Annotated in this window: 13 protein-coding genes; 5 read left to right on the forward strand and 8 right to left on the reverse strand. The window is 65.0% G+C overall.

Annotated elements, in window-relative coordinates:
* Window positions 1-25 precede the first annotated feature (25 nt).
* Window positions 26-421 (reverse strand): hypothetical protein, encoded by a 396-nt coding sequence (locus tag FXB40_RS04850; protein ID WP_148771071.1) that lies wholly within the window; start codon window positions 419-421, stop codon window positions 26-28.
* A gap of 275 nt (window positions 422-696) precedes the next feature.
* Here FXB40_RS04850 and FXB40_RS04855 point away from each other — a divergent pair, with 275 nt between their 5' ends.
* Entirely contained in the window at window positions 697-1,938 is a 1,242-nt protein-coding gene (locus FXB40_RS04855) for an MFS transporter (protein ID WP_148771072.1), read from the forward strand.
* 12 nt (window positions 1,939-1,950) lie between these two features.
* Here the strand turns inward: FXB40_RS04855 and FXB40_RS04860 are convergent, their stop codons facing one another.
* From FXB40_RS04860 to FXB40_RS04875, 4 genes are all read right to left on the reverse strand, one after another.
* Window positions 1,951-3,270, reverse strand: coding sequence for an alpha/beta hydrolase (locus tag FXB40_RS04860; protein WP_148771073.1), 1,320 nt, complete (start codon window positions 3,268-3,270; stop codon window positions 1,951-1,953).
* Between the two features lie 123 nt (window positions 3,271-3,393).
* Window positions 3,394-5,181 (reverse strand): chloride channel protein, encoded by a 1,788-nt coding sequence (locus FXB40_RS04865; RefSeq protein ID WP_148771074.1) that lies wholly within the window; start codon window positions 5,179-5,181, stop codon window positions 3,394-3,396.
* 12 nt (window positions 5,182-5,193) lie between these two features.
* A complete protein-coding gene (locus tag FXB40_RS04870) occupies window positions 5,194-5,847 on the reverse strand; it encodes a class II aldolase/adducin family protein (RefSeq protein WP_187436672.1) in 654 nt (217 codons plus the stop codon).
* A gap of 182 nt (window positions 5,848-6,029) precedes the next feature.
* Window positions 6,030-6,656 carry a MarC family protein gene (locus FXB40_RS04875; protein WP_148771075.1) on the reverse strand — a complete coding sequence of 209 codons (627 nt, stop codon included), beginning with the start codon at window positions 6,654-6,656 and terminating at the stop codon, window positions 6,030-6,032.
* 142 nt (window positions 6,657-6,798) lie between these two features.
* Here FXB40_RS04875 and FXB40_RS04880 point away from each other — a divergent pair, with 142 nt between their 5' ends.
* From FXB40_RS04880 to FXB40_RS47685, 4 genes are all read left to right on the forward strand, one after another.
* On the forward strand, window positions 6,799-7,368 hold the full coding sequence (locus FXB40_RS04880; RefSeq protein ID WP_148771076.1) for a YciE/YciF ferroxidase family protein: 570 nt from the start codon (window positions 6,799-6,801) through the stop codon (window positions 7,366-7,368).
* A gap of 186 nt (window positions 7,369-7,554) precedes the next feature.
* Window positions 7,555-7,938, forward strand: coding sequence for an Hsp20/alpha crystallin family protein (locus FXB40_RS04885; protein WP_148771077.1), 384 nt, complete (start codon window positions 7,555-7,557; stop codon window positions 7,936-7,938).
* Window positions 7,939-7,946: 8 nt separating this feature from the next.
* Window positions 7,947-10,340: an endopeptidase La gene (lon, locus tag FXB40_RS04890; RefSeq protein WP_148771078.1), complete on the forward strand. Its 2,394-nt coding sequence runs from the start codon at window positions 7,947-7,949 to the stop codon at window positions 10,338-10,340.
* A 4-nt stretch (window positions 10,341-10,344) separates the two neighbouring features.
* Entirely contained in the window at window positions 10,345-10,500 is a 156-nt protein-coding gene (locus FXB40_RS47685; RefSeq protein ID WP_187436673.1) for a hypothetical protein, read from the forward strand.
* A gap of 71 nt (window positions 10,501-10,571) precedes the next feature.
* On the opposite strand, the gene FXB40_RS04895 is transcribed toward FXB40_RS47685, so the two are convergent.
* The 3 genes from FXB40_RS04895 to FXB40_RS04905 form a co-directional block, all read right to left on the reverse strand.
* The gene (locus tag FXB40_RS04895; protein WP_148771079.1) at window positions 10,572-10,874 is read right to left on the reverse strand and encodes an HU family DNA-binding protein; all 303 of its coding nucleotides are present in this window, start codon (window positions 10,872-10,874) and stop codon (window positions 10,572-10,574) included.
* 281 nt (window positions 10,875-11,155) lie between these two features.
* Window positions 11,156-12,388, reverse strand: coding sequence for an acetyl-CoA C-acetyltransferase (locus FXB40_RS04900; protein ID WP_148771080.1), 1,233 nt, complete (start codon window positions 12,386-12,388; stop codon window positions 11,156-11,158).
* A gap of 248 nt (window positions 12,389-12,636) precedes the next feature.
* The gene (locus FXB40_RS04905; protein ID WP_148771081.1) at window positions 12,637-13,278 is read right to left on the reverse strand and encodes a hypothetical protein; all 642 of its coding nucleotides are present in this window, start codon (window positions 13,276-13,278) and stop codon (window positions 12,637-12,639) included.
* Between the last annotated feature and the right edge of the window lie 104 nt (window positions 13,279-13,382).

The following is a 13,382-nucleotide window of genomic DNA, read 5'->3' on the forward strand; positions in this document are numbered from 1 at the left end:
TTGCTCAGCCTGGTCGGGCAACCCGTCAGTACGGATTGTAGTAGCGCGGTCCGCCGTAATAGCCGTATCCGGGACCGGGACCATAATAGCGCGGGCCGCCGCCATAGTAGTAGTTGTCGTAATATTCCTCGCGCCGGCTCTCGGCAATCGCGCCTCCGATCAGACCGGCCGCGACACCCATAAAGGCAAGGCCCGCAGCGTTCGGTCCGCGTCGATAGTAGTGACGACGCCGCGCAGAGCTGAAATCGGTCGCATTGGATGAGCCTTGCCCTGCCACCGGAGCCGCCGCGGGCGCTGCCTTGGCTGGTGCCGGCGACGCAGCAACCGACGGCGATAGGGACGCCACGACCAGCGCGAGACTGGTGAACGCGGCCAGCGCAGCGCTGCGGCCAACTTTCGAATTCACGGACCTGTCGCTCATCTTAACGTCCTCTGTTCTCGCCCAAAAAAGAGATATGGAAACAGTAGATAATGCGCAAAGCACCGAAATGGTTTCGTGATCGCGGCAATCTGCCACGCTTGGAACGATTGTAGACCGAACTGGCAGATCCAGCTTGATCCATTCAACCTGAGCGGATAATGAACAGCCGCGCCGCTTTTCCGGCCGCCGTAAGCGTTTACGTGAACCAACGCATCAACCGACGCCGTCGGGATCGATGCCAATTTCAGGGTTCAACGTGACTGACGCGTCTTTCCATGAATGCCATTCCCTTGGATCAAGCTTCCACACTTCCCGCTTCGTCCGTCGCGCTGTTGCGACATCCTCCGCTGCTGCTCTACATCGCCTCGCGCACCCTGTCGGAATTCTCCTATCAGGTCACAACGGTCGCGGTGGGCTGGCAGATCTATGCGCTGACTGGCAGCGCCTTCTATCTCGGTCTCGCCGGTCTGGTGCAGTTCATTCCAAGCGCCCTGCTCGTCTTCGTCGCCGGCCACGCCGCTGACCGTTACGACCGCCGCCGCATCGTCCAGCTCTGCGAGCTGACGCAAGGGCTCGCCGCCTTCTATCTCGCCATGCGGCTATTCATGGGCACGTTGACCGCGCCCGAGATCTTCGCGGTACTCGCAGTGTTCGGCCTCGCCGGCGCCTTCGAAAGCCCGGCCTCGTCTGCGCTGCTGCCAGCCGCTGCGCCGGAGGGCATGCTGCAACGGGCAACCGCGCTGGCAACCGGCGCCTGGCAGGTCGCGACCATCGGCGGCCCGGCCGTTGGCGGTCTCGCTTACGCGCTGTCGCCGAGCGCGCCATTCGCGTTGATGGCGGTGCTGTCGCTGATTGCGTGCGGCCTCAGCGGGCTGATCCGGGTCGAGCGCGTCGCCCCTTCCGAGCACGAAAGTGTCGACGGGCTGTTCGCCGGCCTGCACTTCGTCCGCAGCAATCCCGCGATCCTCGGCACGATCTCGCTCGACCTGTTCGCGGTCCTGCTTGGCGGCGCCACCGCGCTGCTGCCGATCTATGCCAAGGACATCTTGCAGGCCGGTCCCTGGGCGCTCGGTGTGATGCGCGCGGCGCCCGCGGTCGGAGCGCTCTGCATGACCGCGATCATCGCACGCCATCCGATCGCGCGGCGGGCGGGCTTGCGGATGTTCCAGGCGGTGATCGCCTTCGGGCTCGCGACCATCGTATTCGCGCTGTCGCAGAACATCTGGCTCTCGGTCATCGCGCTCGCCGCGATGGGCGCGGCCGACACTATCAGCGTCGTCGTCCGCGTCGCGCTGGTGCAGTTGGCGACGCCGGATACGATGCGCGGCCGCGTCGGTGCCGTGAACTTCCTGTTCATCAACGCCTCCAACCAGCTCGGCGAGTTCGAGAGCGGCATGGCGGCGGCCCTGCTCGGCGCGACGCCGGCCGCCGCGCTCGGCGGTCTCGGCACCATCGCGATTGCGCTGCTATGGATGAAGCTGTTTCCAGTGTTGCGCGAGGTGGACCAGCTAGAATGACGCAGTTCGACCTCAGGCTCTGTAGCTCCAGTACTTCCGGAGCGCATCGCCTGAGGCCTGGAGGTCGAAGCGCTGGTCGGGTGCGAGCTGCTGCGCGATCAAATTGAACATATCATTCAGGATCGAGCGCTTCTCGCCGAAATAAGAGTGGTGCAGGCCGACCAGGCTGGTGTCGACCAGCGACGCATCGATCGTATCGATGCCGTCGACGACCGTCAGCGCATCGCCAGCCTCACCCGCCCGGGGATAGCCGTGCACGAATTTCGAGGCCAGCAGCGCGACGTCGCGGGACGAGGCATAGAGCGTGACGCGCGCGGCGCAGCCTTTGAACTTAGCGGCGAGCTGGACGAAACGGTCGCGGTCGATGTCGGGCGCGGCAAAGATGATTTGACCGAGCTTTGCGGCGCCGGCCGGCAACTGCCAGGAGGTCGCCCGCTCAAGCGTGTTGATCACCGCGCGGTTACCCATGCTGTGTGCGATGATGTGAACCTTGCCGGCGCCGATTTCGCCGAGCGCGAGCTGGAGAAACGCCTCGAAATGATCGCGCGACCAGTCGATCGTGCTCTCGTCCACGGTGTACTTCTTGGTGTCCGCCGCCGACGCCCAGCTATACAGCAGCGTCCGGCCTGCGAATTTCAGATCCACTGCAAGTTGCCCGGCCCGCCGCGCCGCATCCTCGAACGTCACGTTGTAGCCGTGCACGAAGATCAGGACATCATGCTCGCCCGCAGCGGCGAGCGAGTCCTTCAGGCTCGTGACGAAGGCGTCCCGCGCAAGCGCCGCGACAGTTTTGAGGATCACGTGCTTCTCGGGATTGGCCGAGAATTCGAGACGCCACCAGCTCGGGCTGGTCAGCTCGCCGAGGTCGCGGTCGCGTGTGGGCACGCTGACCTCCGCGACGCCGAAGGACAGCGTTCCGCGCGCCCCGCCAAAATAATGCGCCGGCGTGTCGTCGCCGCGGGCGCGGTCGGTGCCGTAGAAGACGGGGATGGTGACGACGCCCGTCGTCTCATCCGTGCTTGGCTGGACGGTGTTCGGGACGACGGGCGGCGACACCCGACCGCGACGGATCACGGTTTCCCTGGTGGCAACGGGCGCCGCCATGTCTGCCATCACGCGCTCGACGAGTTCCATGGCCGGCGGCTCCGCCAGCAGCCGTACGACCAGCAGGTCGAGCGACTGGCGAAGCTTGTCCGGATCTTCGCCGTCGCCGGCGCGCCCGGCGAGGTCCTGCAATTCCTCGCCGTAAGGGGGCCATTTGTCGCCCAACAGATCCTTCAACCGGGGCCCGAGTTCGAGCAAGGCAAGCAACAGGCGAAGCGTGTCCGACATCGCACGTCCCTCGTCGTTGAATGCGGCCAGGCACCAGCCCTGCCGTCCGTCTCTAGCCTAGAGGTTGTGAACGATCTGGCAAGTCCGCTGCGCGTGCCAGCGTCAACTTGCTCGAGGCGCGCTTTACGACAAAGCGCCCAACACCCCGCGCGTGGCCTTGTCGATCTCCTCGACATAGCGGCGACGGGCGGTGGTCTCGGTCAGGAAGCCGACGACCTTGCGGCTGTCGGTGGAATCGACCACCGCCAGCATTTCGGCTTCGGCCTCGTCGAATACCGCCATCGCACTCTTCACGTTCATTTCCGGGATCAGCACGATCTCGGTCAGGCGCGCGAGCTCGATGATCTGGATGTCGTCGGCGATGGTGTCCAGATCGCTGGAGAACAGATCATGCAGCAGGACCAGACCGACGTATTCGTCAGTATTGTTGACGATGACGATGCCCGGCCGCGATCCCAGCGGAAACTCGCTTCGGGTCGCAGCGATCGTCGTGGTTGACGGCACCTTGCCGACGTCGGAGCGCATCAGGCGCTCGACGGTGAGGTTGCGCAGCCAGCCGACGTCGTTGGCGCTGCGAATGGTCTCGCCGCGCAGATGCAGGCGCCAAGTCGAGAAGGAGTGGCCGAACATGAAGCGGACGCAGATCGAGGTGACGATGCAGCCGGCCAGCACCACGGCGGTGACGTCGACATTGCGCGTCATCTCGAGCACGAGGAACGACATCGTTAGCGGACCGCCGACGATGGCGACGCCGAGCGTCGCCATGCCGGTCAGCATCGCCACCAGCGGATCGATAACGAAGTTCGGGCTGATCAACAGCAGCACCGCCGAGAAGAACTTTCCGATCAGGCTGCCGACGAACAGCGAGGCGAAAAAGAGTCCGCCGCGGAAGCCGGACGCGAGCGAGATCAGGCAGGCCGTCACCTTCAGCGCGATGATGATCGCAATCAGGCCGATGGTCATGTCGTGGAAGAGATCGAGCACCATGGCGCCGTGGCCGGCAGCCAGCACCTGCGGCGTGACGATCGCGAAGCCGCCGACGATCAGGCCGCCGATCACCGGGCGCAGCCAGACCGGCAGCCATTTGAACAGCCGCTCGAACATCGATGACGAGCGCATCACCGCAATGCCGACGCCGCTGGTGACGAGCGCGAGCCCGATCAGCGCCAGATATTGCTCGACGCCGACGGCGCTGACTTTCGGGATTTCGATCGAGTACGGCGCACCGCCGAGCCATTGCGCGGTCAGTGCGCCCGCAAGCGAGGCCGCCAGGATCGGCGCGGCGCTGCCGACCGAATAAACGCCGACGATCAGCTCGCAGGCGTAGAACGCGCCGGTGATCGGCGCGCCGAAGGCCGCCGCGATCGCCGCCGCAGCGCCGCAGCCGACGATCAAGCGGAGGTCGTTACGCCGGAGATTGAAGAACTTGCCGAACAGTGAGGCGACGCCCGAGCCGATCTGGGTGTAGCCGGCCTCGAGGCCGACCGAGGCACCGCAGCCGTTCGAGATCAGCGTCTGGCTCGACACCACCATGCTGTCGCGCATCGACAGATTGCCGCCGCGTAGCGCATTGGCCTCGATCGGGTCGACGGCGCTGGAAATCTTCCACCGTCGCCGCCACCACTCCATGATGCCGAGCACCAAGCCGCCAAGCGCCGGCGCGATCAGCGCCGCCCAGGGATTGATATAGGTGTTGGCGGAGAGGCGCACGTCGATGGGAATGCCGTAGATCACGACATGGGCGATCTGCGCGATCTCGGCCATCAGCGTCACGATCGCGCCGGCCAGCGTGCCGATCACGAGCGAGAGCGGGATCAGGTAGAACTCGTTGCTGCGCAGCAGTGCGCGCAGCCGGACCATGGTGCGGTTCGTCCCCTTGCCGTCGACGAAATATCTGATCCGCGCGAACACCGTCTGCCCGTCCTACCCTTCCGACATGCCGTAGCCGGCCATGCGATGGCGGACCCGTTCGATTTCGGCGCTCGACAGCAACGGCGGTTTGCCGATCTGGAGACAGCCGTGATATTGCCGCGCCAGCGTCTCGACCTCGACGGCGAGCCACATCGCCTTGTCGAGCGTCTTGCCGACCGCGATCATGCCGTGATGGTCGAGCAGGCAGGCAAGCCGGCCGACCAGCGCGCTCACCGCATGCTCGGACAGCTCCGCCGTGCCGAAAGTGGCATAGGGCGCGCAGCGGATGTTGTCGCCGCCGGCGGCCGCGATCATGTAGTGCACGGGCGGGATGTCCAGGCCCATGATCGCCAGGATGGTGCAATAGGTCGGATGGGCGTGCACGACGGCGTTGACGTCGGCGCGCGCCTTCAGGATGTCCAGGTGGAAGCGCCACTCGCTGGATGGCTTCTGCTCGGGGGCATGCGAGCCGTCCATCGCCATGAAGACGATCTGGTCCGGCGTCATGGTGTCATAGGGCACGCTGGTGGGCGTGATCAGGAGCCCGTTCCCATGTCGCAGGCTGATATTGCCGGAGGTGCCCTGGTTGATGCCGAGCGCGTTCATGCGGCGGCAGGCGTCGATGATGGCCTGTCTCTTGTCGAGTTCGTCCGCTGTCATCGACATCCCGATTTCATCTCGACCTTCTTGGCGATGGGCGTTTGTTAGACCCGAAGTACGTCAAAGCAATATGGCAGTGCAAGCGAAAGCGGACCTGTTCAGGCGCCGTCGCGCCGGCGGCCCTGCCGTGCCACGAATTATATCGTAAAATCAATATATTAACAGATTTCAGCAGCCCCAAGGAAACCCTATGACAGGCTGGCCCGGACGGCCGCAATCCCGTTGATCACGAATTGCACCGAATAGGCCGCCAGCAGCATGCCGAGGACGCGCGACAGCACGGCATTTCCGGTGCGCCCCAGCGTCCGCGCGATCAGGCTCGCCGAGACGAAACAGAGCATGCAGAGCAGGCAGACCGAGAAGACGACCGCGATGATGATCGCGAGCCTCGCCCCATAGCCGGCATCGCCCGTCAGCAGCAGCGTGGTCGCGATCGCCCCGGGGCCGGCCATCATGGGGATGGCGAGCGGAAACACGGCGACATCGGAGGCATGCTCTGCGGTCGCCTTGTCGGCCTCCCGCGCCTCGCGATGCGGCCGGTCACCGAAGATCATCTGGTAGGACACGCCGAACAGCAGCAGCCCGCCCGCGATCTGGAACGCGGGGATGCCGATCCCGAGTTGGCGCAACAGCCAGTTTCCGACGAGCGCGATCACGACCAGGATCGAGGCCGCGATGAAAGGGGCGCGCAGCGCGACCGCCCGCTTGATCTTGTCGGGCATGCCCCCGGTCGCGGCCAGAAACGCCGGCGCAAGGCCGACGGGATCGACCACCAGCAGCAGCGTCACGAAGGCGGACAGGGCAAAGTCGAGCATGCGGGGTGTCTCACGCGAGGTGCTGCTGCCATCCATAACGGCTCGACACGGCCCTCGCGAGGAACATTTGCCCTCGCCGCGTCTTGGTCGCGCGAGGATTGAGGACGGGATTGCCTTCCCGTGCCCCTCAAGAGGAGGATTTATGGCTAAACAAGCAAAGAAACGTGCGAACAAGAAAAGCGCCGCGACGCGCCGCCCGCGTCAGGCGCCGAAGATGCTGAGCGACCTGTTTCTGGAGACGCTGAAGGACATCTATTACGCCGAGAACAAGATCATCAAGACGCTGCCCAAGATGGCCAAGGCCGCGCATTCGAAGGATCTCGCGGCCGCCTTCAACAAGCATCTCCGCGAAACTCAGGGCCAGGTGAAACGGCTGGAGCAGATCTTCAAGATGCTGGGCAAGCCGGCGCGCGGCAAGCCGTGCGAGGCGATCAACGGCATCACCGACGAGGGCGCCGAGATCATGAAGGATTTCAAGAACGCCCCTGCCCTCGACGCCGGCCTGCTCGCAGCCGCACAAGCCGTCGAGCATTACGAGATCTCCCGCTACGGCACGCTGCGAACCTGGGCCGAAGAGCTCGGCATGCCGGACGCCGCAAGGCTGCTCCAGGCCACGCTGGACGAGGAGGAGGCGACCGACCACGCGCTGAGCGAGCTGGCCACCTCCGTCATCAACCTCGAAGCGGAAGAAGAATACCGCGCCGCCGCCTGATCTGCGGACCGCGCCCCACTAATGCCTTCGACGCCGCGGAACATCTCCGCGGCGTCGATGCGTCTGAGCGCAAGGGCCTCCCCTCCTTCGAGGGCCAGGCATGCTCCAAGCGCGCGATGCTGGAATTTGCGGGAACCATCACCATATCCTCGTTTTCCAACCGCAGCGCCTTCCCCGAGTTTTGCCATGCAACCCAAAAATCCCTTCGACTGGATGCTGTCCGAAGCCCTGGACCAGCTGACCCGCGGCGAACGGCTGCGCCAGCAGTTCGGCCGTCAGGAAGCCTGCTGGGAACCGCCGATCGACGTGCTCGAAACCGAGCATGAGCTCCTGATCCTCGTCGCGCTTCCCGGCGTCAATCCGGACAATGTCGAGACGGTGATCCAGGACGGCGTGCTGATCATCTCCGGCCAGCGCACACTGCCGCCGGAGCTTCGCAACGCCCGCATCCACCGGCTCGAGCTGCCGCAGGGCCGCTTCGAGCGGCGCATCGCGCTTCCCCTTGGCCGCTACGCCATCAGCCGCTTCGTGATGGACGGCTGCGTCGCACTGCGCCTCGCCAAATCCTGAGGTCGATCATGGCCACCGAACAGATGAATACCGCACAGACCAATCCTGACGTGAAGATCCCCGAAGACGCACTGATCATCATCCCCGTGCGCGAAATGGTGCTGTTTCCCGGCGCCATCGCGCCGATCGCGATCGCACGGCCGAAGTCCGTCGCCGCCGCGCAGCAGGCGCTGCGCGAGCAGCGGCCGATCGGCATCGTGCTGCAGCGCAGCCCCGAGACCGAGGAGCCCGGCCCGGACGATCTCTATCGCGTCGCGACCATCGCCAACATCGTACGCTACATCACCGCGCCCGACGGCACGCATCACATCGTCTGCCAGGGCGTCCAGCGCGCGCGCATCCTCGACTTCCTGCCGGGGACGCCGTTTCCGGCTGCGCGCATCCAGCAGATCCCCGAGCCGACCACGTCCTCGCCCGAGATCGAGGCGCGGGCGCTGAACCTGCAACGCCAAGCCATCGAGGCGATCGAGCTGCTGCCGCAGGCGCCGCCCGAGCTGGTCGCGATGTTCCAGAGCACCACCGCGCCCGGCGCGCTGGCCGATCTGGCGACCTCGTTCATGGACATCAGGCCGCAGGACAAGCAGGAGGTGCTGGAGACCATCGACCTCGCTTTGCGCGTGGAGAAGGTGTCGAAGCACCTGGCCGAGCGGCTGGAGGTGCTGCGCATCAGTAACGAAATCGGCCAGAAGACTCGCGCCAGCTTCGACGAGCGGCAGCGCGAGGCGATCCTGCGCGAGCAGATGGCGACCATTCAGCGCCAGTTGGGCGAAGGCGACGGCAAGGCCGCCGAGGTCGCCGAGCTGACGGCTGCCATCGCCAAGGCCAACATGCCGCCGGAAGCGGATGCGCACGCCAAGAAGGAGCTGCGCCGCTACGAGCGCATGCCGGAAGCTGCCGGTGAATCCGGAATGGTCCGCACGTATCTCGACTGGCTGATCGAGCTGCCGTGGGCGCTGCCCGCGGAGAAGCCGATCGACATCAAGGAAGCGCGCCGCATCCTGGATGCCGATCATTTCGGCCTGGAGAAGATCAAGAGCCGGATCATCGAATATCTGGCCGTGCGCAAGCTCGCGCCGCAAGGCAAGGCGCCGATCCTGTGCTTCGTCGGTCCGCCCGGCGTCGGCAAGACCTCGCTCGGCCAATCCATCGCGCGTGCGATGGAGCGCCCCTTCGTGCGCGTCAGCCTCGGCGGCGTGCATGACGAGGCGGAGATCCGCGGTCACCGGCGCACCTATATCGGCGCGCTGCCCGGCAACATCATCCAGGGCATCAAGAAGGCGGGCGCACGCAACTGCGTCATGATGCTGGACGAAATCGACAAGATGGGCCGTGGCGTGCAGGGCGATCCCTCCGCCGCCATGCTGGAGGTGCTCGACCCCGAGCAGAACGGGACGTTCCGGGACAATTACCTGGGCGTGCCGTTCGACCTGTCGCGCGTGGTGTTCATCGCGACCGCCAACATGCTCGACCAGATTCCGGGTCCGCTGCTGGACCGCATGGAGCTGATCAGCCTTGCCGGCTACACCGAGGAGGAGAAGCTGGAGATCGCAAAGCGGTATCTGGTGCGGCGGCAGCTCGAGGCCAACGGCTTGACCGCCGAGCAGGCCGAGATCGAGCCGGAGGCGCTGAAGCTGGTCGTCAAGGGTTACACCCGCGAGGCCGGCGTGCGTAACCTCGAGCGCGAGATCGGCAAGCTGTTCCGCCATGCCGCGGTGCAGGTCGCCGAAGGAACGGCTGCGAAGGTCGTGGTGACGCCGAACGACATCGGCACCGTGCTGGGCCAGCCGCGCTTCGAAGGCGAGATTGCGCAACGCACCAGCATTCCCGGCGTGGCCACCGGCCTTGCCTGGACGCCGGTCGGCGGCGACATCCTGTTCATCGAGGCCTCGCGCGTGCCCGGCCGCGGCGGCATGATCCTGACCGGCCAGCTCGGCGACGTCATGCGCGAGAGCGTGCAGGCGGCGATGACGCTGGTGAAGAGCAAAGCCACGCAGCTCGGCATCGATCCGCAGCTGTTCGAGAAGAGCGACATCCACGTTCACGTGCCGGCGGGTGCAACCCCGAAGGACGGACCGAGCGCGGGTGTGGCGATGTTCACGGCGCTGACGTCGCTGCTCACCAATCGCACGGTGCGGAGCGACACGGCGATGACCGGCGAGATCTCGCTGCGCGGGCTGGTGCTGCCGGTCGGCGGCATCAAGGAGAAGGTGGTGGCTGCGGCCGCCGCCGGACTGAAGCGGGTGATGCTGCCGGCGCGCAACAAGCGGGACTACGACGACATCCCGAAGAGCGCCCGGGACAAGCTCGAATTCATCTGGCTGGAGCGCGTCGACGAGGCCATCGCCGCAGCGCTCGAGCCGGCGGAAGCCCAAGTCGATGCGAAAGTCGAAGCGGCGGAGTGATGCAATGAAGAAACTGCTGGAAGAAGCGAAGCGATCGCGGAAGACGCAGAAGCTGCGCCAATTGCTCGATCGGGCCATCGACCGGGTGCGCGATGCGCTTGCAGGACCCGAGCCACGGCTTCAGCCGATCCCGGTTCGGGTCAAGCGCCGCAAGGGCTGAACCCCTCCGTATCGGCCCCTGCGGTCACTCGATACAAAAGGCCCCCTCTCATCGAGGGGGCCTTTGCGTTATCAGGCCACGGCGTCCTTGGCGGCCTTGACCGGGCGGGCGCGGACGATCTTCCGGGCCGGCTTGGCCTTGAACATCATCTCTTCACCCGTGAACGGGTTGGTGCCCTTGCGAGCCTTGGTCGCGGGCTTCTTGATGACCACGAACTTGGCGAAGCCCGGCACCAGGAACAGGCCGTTCTTCTTGAGCTCCTTGTGGCCGACGTCCGTGAGCGTCTCCATGACGCTCTTGACGTCGCGCTTGGAAAGCTCGGTGGCGGTCGCGATCTTTTCGATCAGCTGCGATTTGGAAAGTTGGGTCGGCATCGTGTCTCCTCTGATTCGTTGCCGGTTGCATATTAGACCAACCGGCGAAGGCCTATAGCCTTCTGCACAGTTTTGTCGCGGTTTTACGGGCTTTTTTGGCCCCTTGAGGCAAAAAACCCTGCATTTTAGCTACTTCCTGAACGGAAGGTGCCTCGGGCAGCGGTTTTTGCCTTGTTTCAAAGGCCCGCAAGCAGCCTTGCTAAAGCTGATTCGATGCTTTCGACAAGCGACGAGCGGCCTCTTTGCCGGAGCAGGAGCGCGATTCACCCTGAAAAATAAGGCTAGATACGCTCGATGATGACCGCCGGAGCCATGCCGCCGGCCGCGCACATGGTGACGAGACCACGCTTGAGGTCGCGCCGTTCGAGCTCGTCGAGCACGGTGCCGATCAGGATCGAGCCGGTCGCGCCGATGGGATGGCCGAGCGCGATCGAGCCGCCATTGACGTTGACCTTGGCGCGGTCGAGCTTGAGATCGCGGATATATTTTTCCGCGACGACCGCAAATGCCTCGTTGATCTCGAACAGATCGATGTCGTCGATGGTGAGCCCGGCCTTCGCCAGCACCTTGCGCGTCGCCGGCACCGGTGCGTTCAACATCAGGGTCGGCGAGTCCCCCATGTTCGCCATCGCCACCACGCGGGCGCGCGGCTTGAGACCATGCGTCTTGGCGTAGGACGGTGACGCCAGCAGGATCGCAGCCGCGCCATCGACGACGCCGGACGAGTTGCCGGCGTGGTGCATGAAGTCGATGTTGAGATCAGGATATTTCTGCAGGATCAGGCCGCGATAGGTCGTGCCCTTGTCGTCCAGCGCATAATCGGCAATCGCGGGAAACGCAGGCTTCAGGCTGCTGAGCCCTTCCATCGTGGTCTGCGGCCGCGGATATTCTTCGTGGTCGAGCGCAAGGCTGCCGTCCTCGCGGTGAACAGGCACGAGGCTCTTCTTGAAGTGGCCACCGGCCATCGCCTGCGCTGCACGTTTCTGGCTCTCGAGGCCGAGCGCATCGACGTCCTGGCGCGTGATGCCTTCCAGCGTCGCGATCGCATCGGCGCAGACGCCCTGGTGCGACTGCGGGTGCCGCGCACGCAGGCGCAGATTGCCGCTATCCATCATCATCGGACCGCCGCCGCGACGTCCCTCCATCGACATCATCTCGCATCCGCCGGCGATGACGAGATCTTCGGCGCCCGCCATGATCGAGGATGCCGCCATGTTGACGCTGGTGATGCCGGAGCCGCAAAAACGATCCAGCGTCACCGCGCTGGCGCGTACGTCATAGCCGGCATCGAGCGCCGACATCCGCCCGAGATCGCCGCCCTGCGTCGCGACCTGCGCGCTGCAGCCCCAGACGATGTCGTCGACATCGGCGGTGTTGATGCCGGTGCGATCGGCCAGCGCGCGCAGCACGGTGGCGCCAAGCTGCTGCGGATGAATGCCGGAGAGAGCTCCCTTGCCGGCCTTGCCGACGCCCCGCGGAGTGCGGCAGGCATCGATGATCAGCGCGTCGGTCATAGGCGTTGTCCTCTTGTTCTTGACTGTTGAGGACGGTTTTGAATCACGGGGACAACGGAGTCAATCGGCGTGCCGCACGCCCGCTTCCCGCCCCCTCCGCAAAAAACGCGAAAACAACCCCATGCAAAGTAGGGATTGGGGTGCCGGGTACTCCATCGCCCATTCGTAGAGCAATTGACACGTCGGGCAAAACAGGAGCAACAATCTATGATCGCACAATCAGCGGCTGAGGAACATCGCCCCATCGGCTAACGATGGACATGCGGCGGCCTGGGTTCGTCGGTCGGCGACGCCACAGCCGCGACTTCGACGCGCGACGCCATCGGCGCAACCGTGCCGGGCTCCGAAAAATTCAGGACGATGGTCTGCTGGTCGCGCGCGAACGTCGCCTCGCGGCCCTGCACCGCACGCAATCTCCAGCCCTGATATTCTTCGCCTATTCTCAAACGCAGGGCAGCCTTGGAGGTCTGGTCGACGAAAATGCCGAAGCGCCGGTCGTCGCCGCTGACGGTGCCGACCAGCAAAAGCTGCGGAGGACGCTCCTCCTGCGTCGGCTTCGGCGGCGGTGGCTTCGCGACTGCGACCTCAGTCACCGCAACTGGCGGCGGCCGTCGCGAGGGCGAAAACACCGGACGGTCGCGCGTACCGCTGAGGATCTCAAACGGGATTTCCCACAGCGGATTGCCCCTTCGCGCGGGCCCGCTTGGCTGCTCGGCAGGCGCACTCGGCACACGCACGGAAGCCGTGGTGGAAACCTCAAGCGATGGCATCGCTAAAGCACCGGCGCCGCGCGCCGCTTCATCATCGAAATTGTCCGCGGTCAACGCCGCATTCGAGGCGAGAACGCAGAGCGCGGACACCAGAAACAGAAACCAGGTCAGCTTCGGCATCGTTGCCCCGCCCCGTCATCCAGCGTGCCCGTGCCGATATCACCGAGCTGGAACAATTCGCAAAATTCTCGCGACAGTGACTCAAGCCAGAGCGTCGTCAAGTT

The organism is Bradyrhizobium rifense (genome assembly GCF_008123425.1).
GTDB classification, from domain to species: Bacteria; Pseudomonadota; Alphaproteobacteria; order Rhizobiales; family Xanthobacteraceae; genus Bradyrhizobium; species Bradyrhizobium rifense.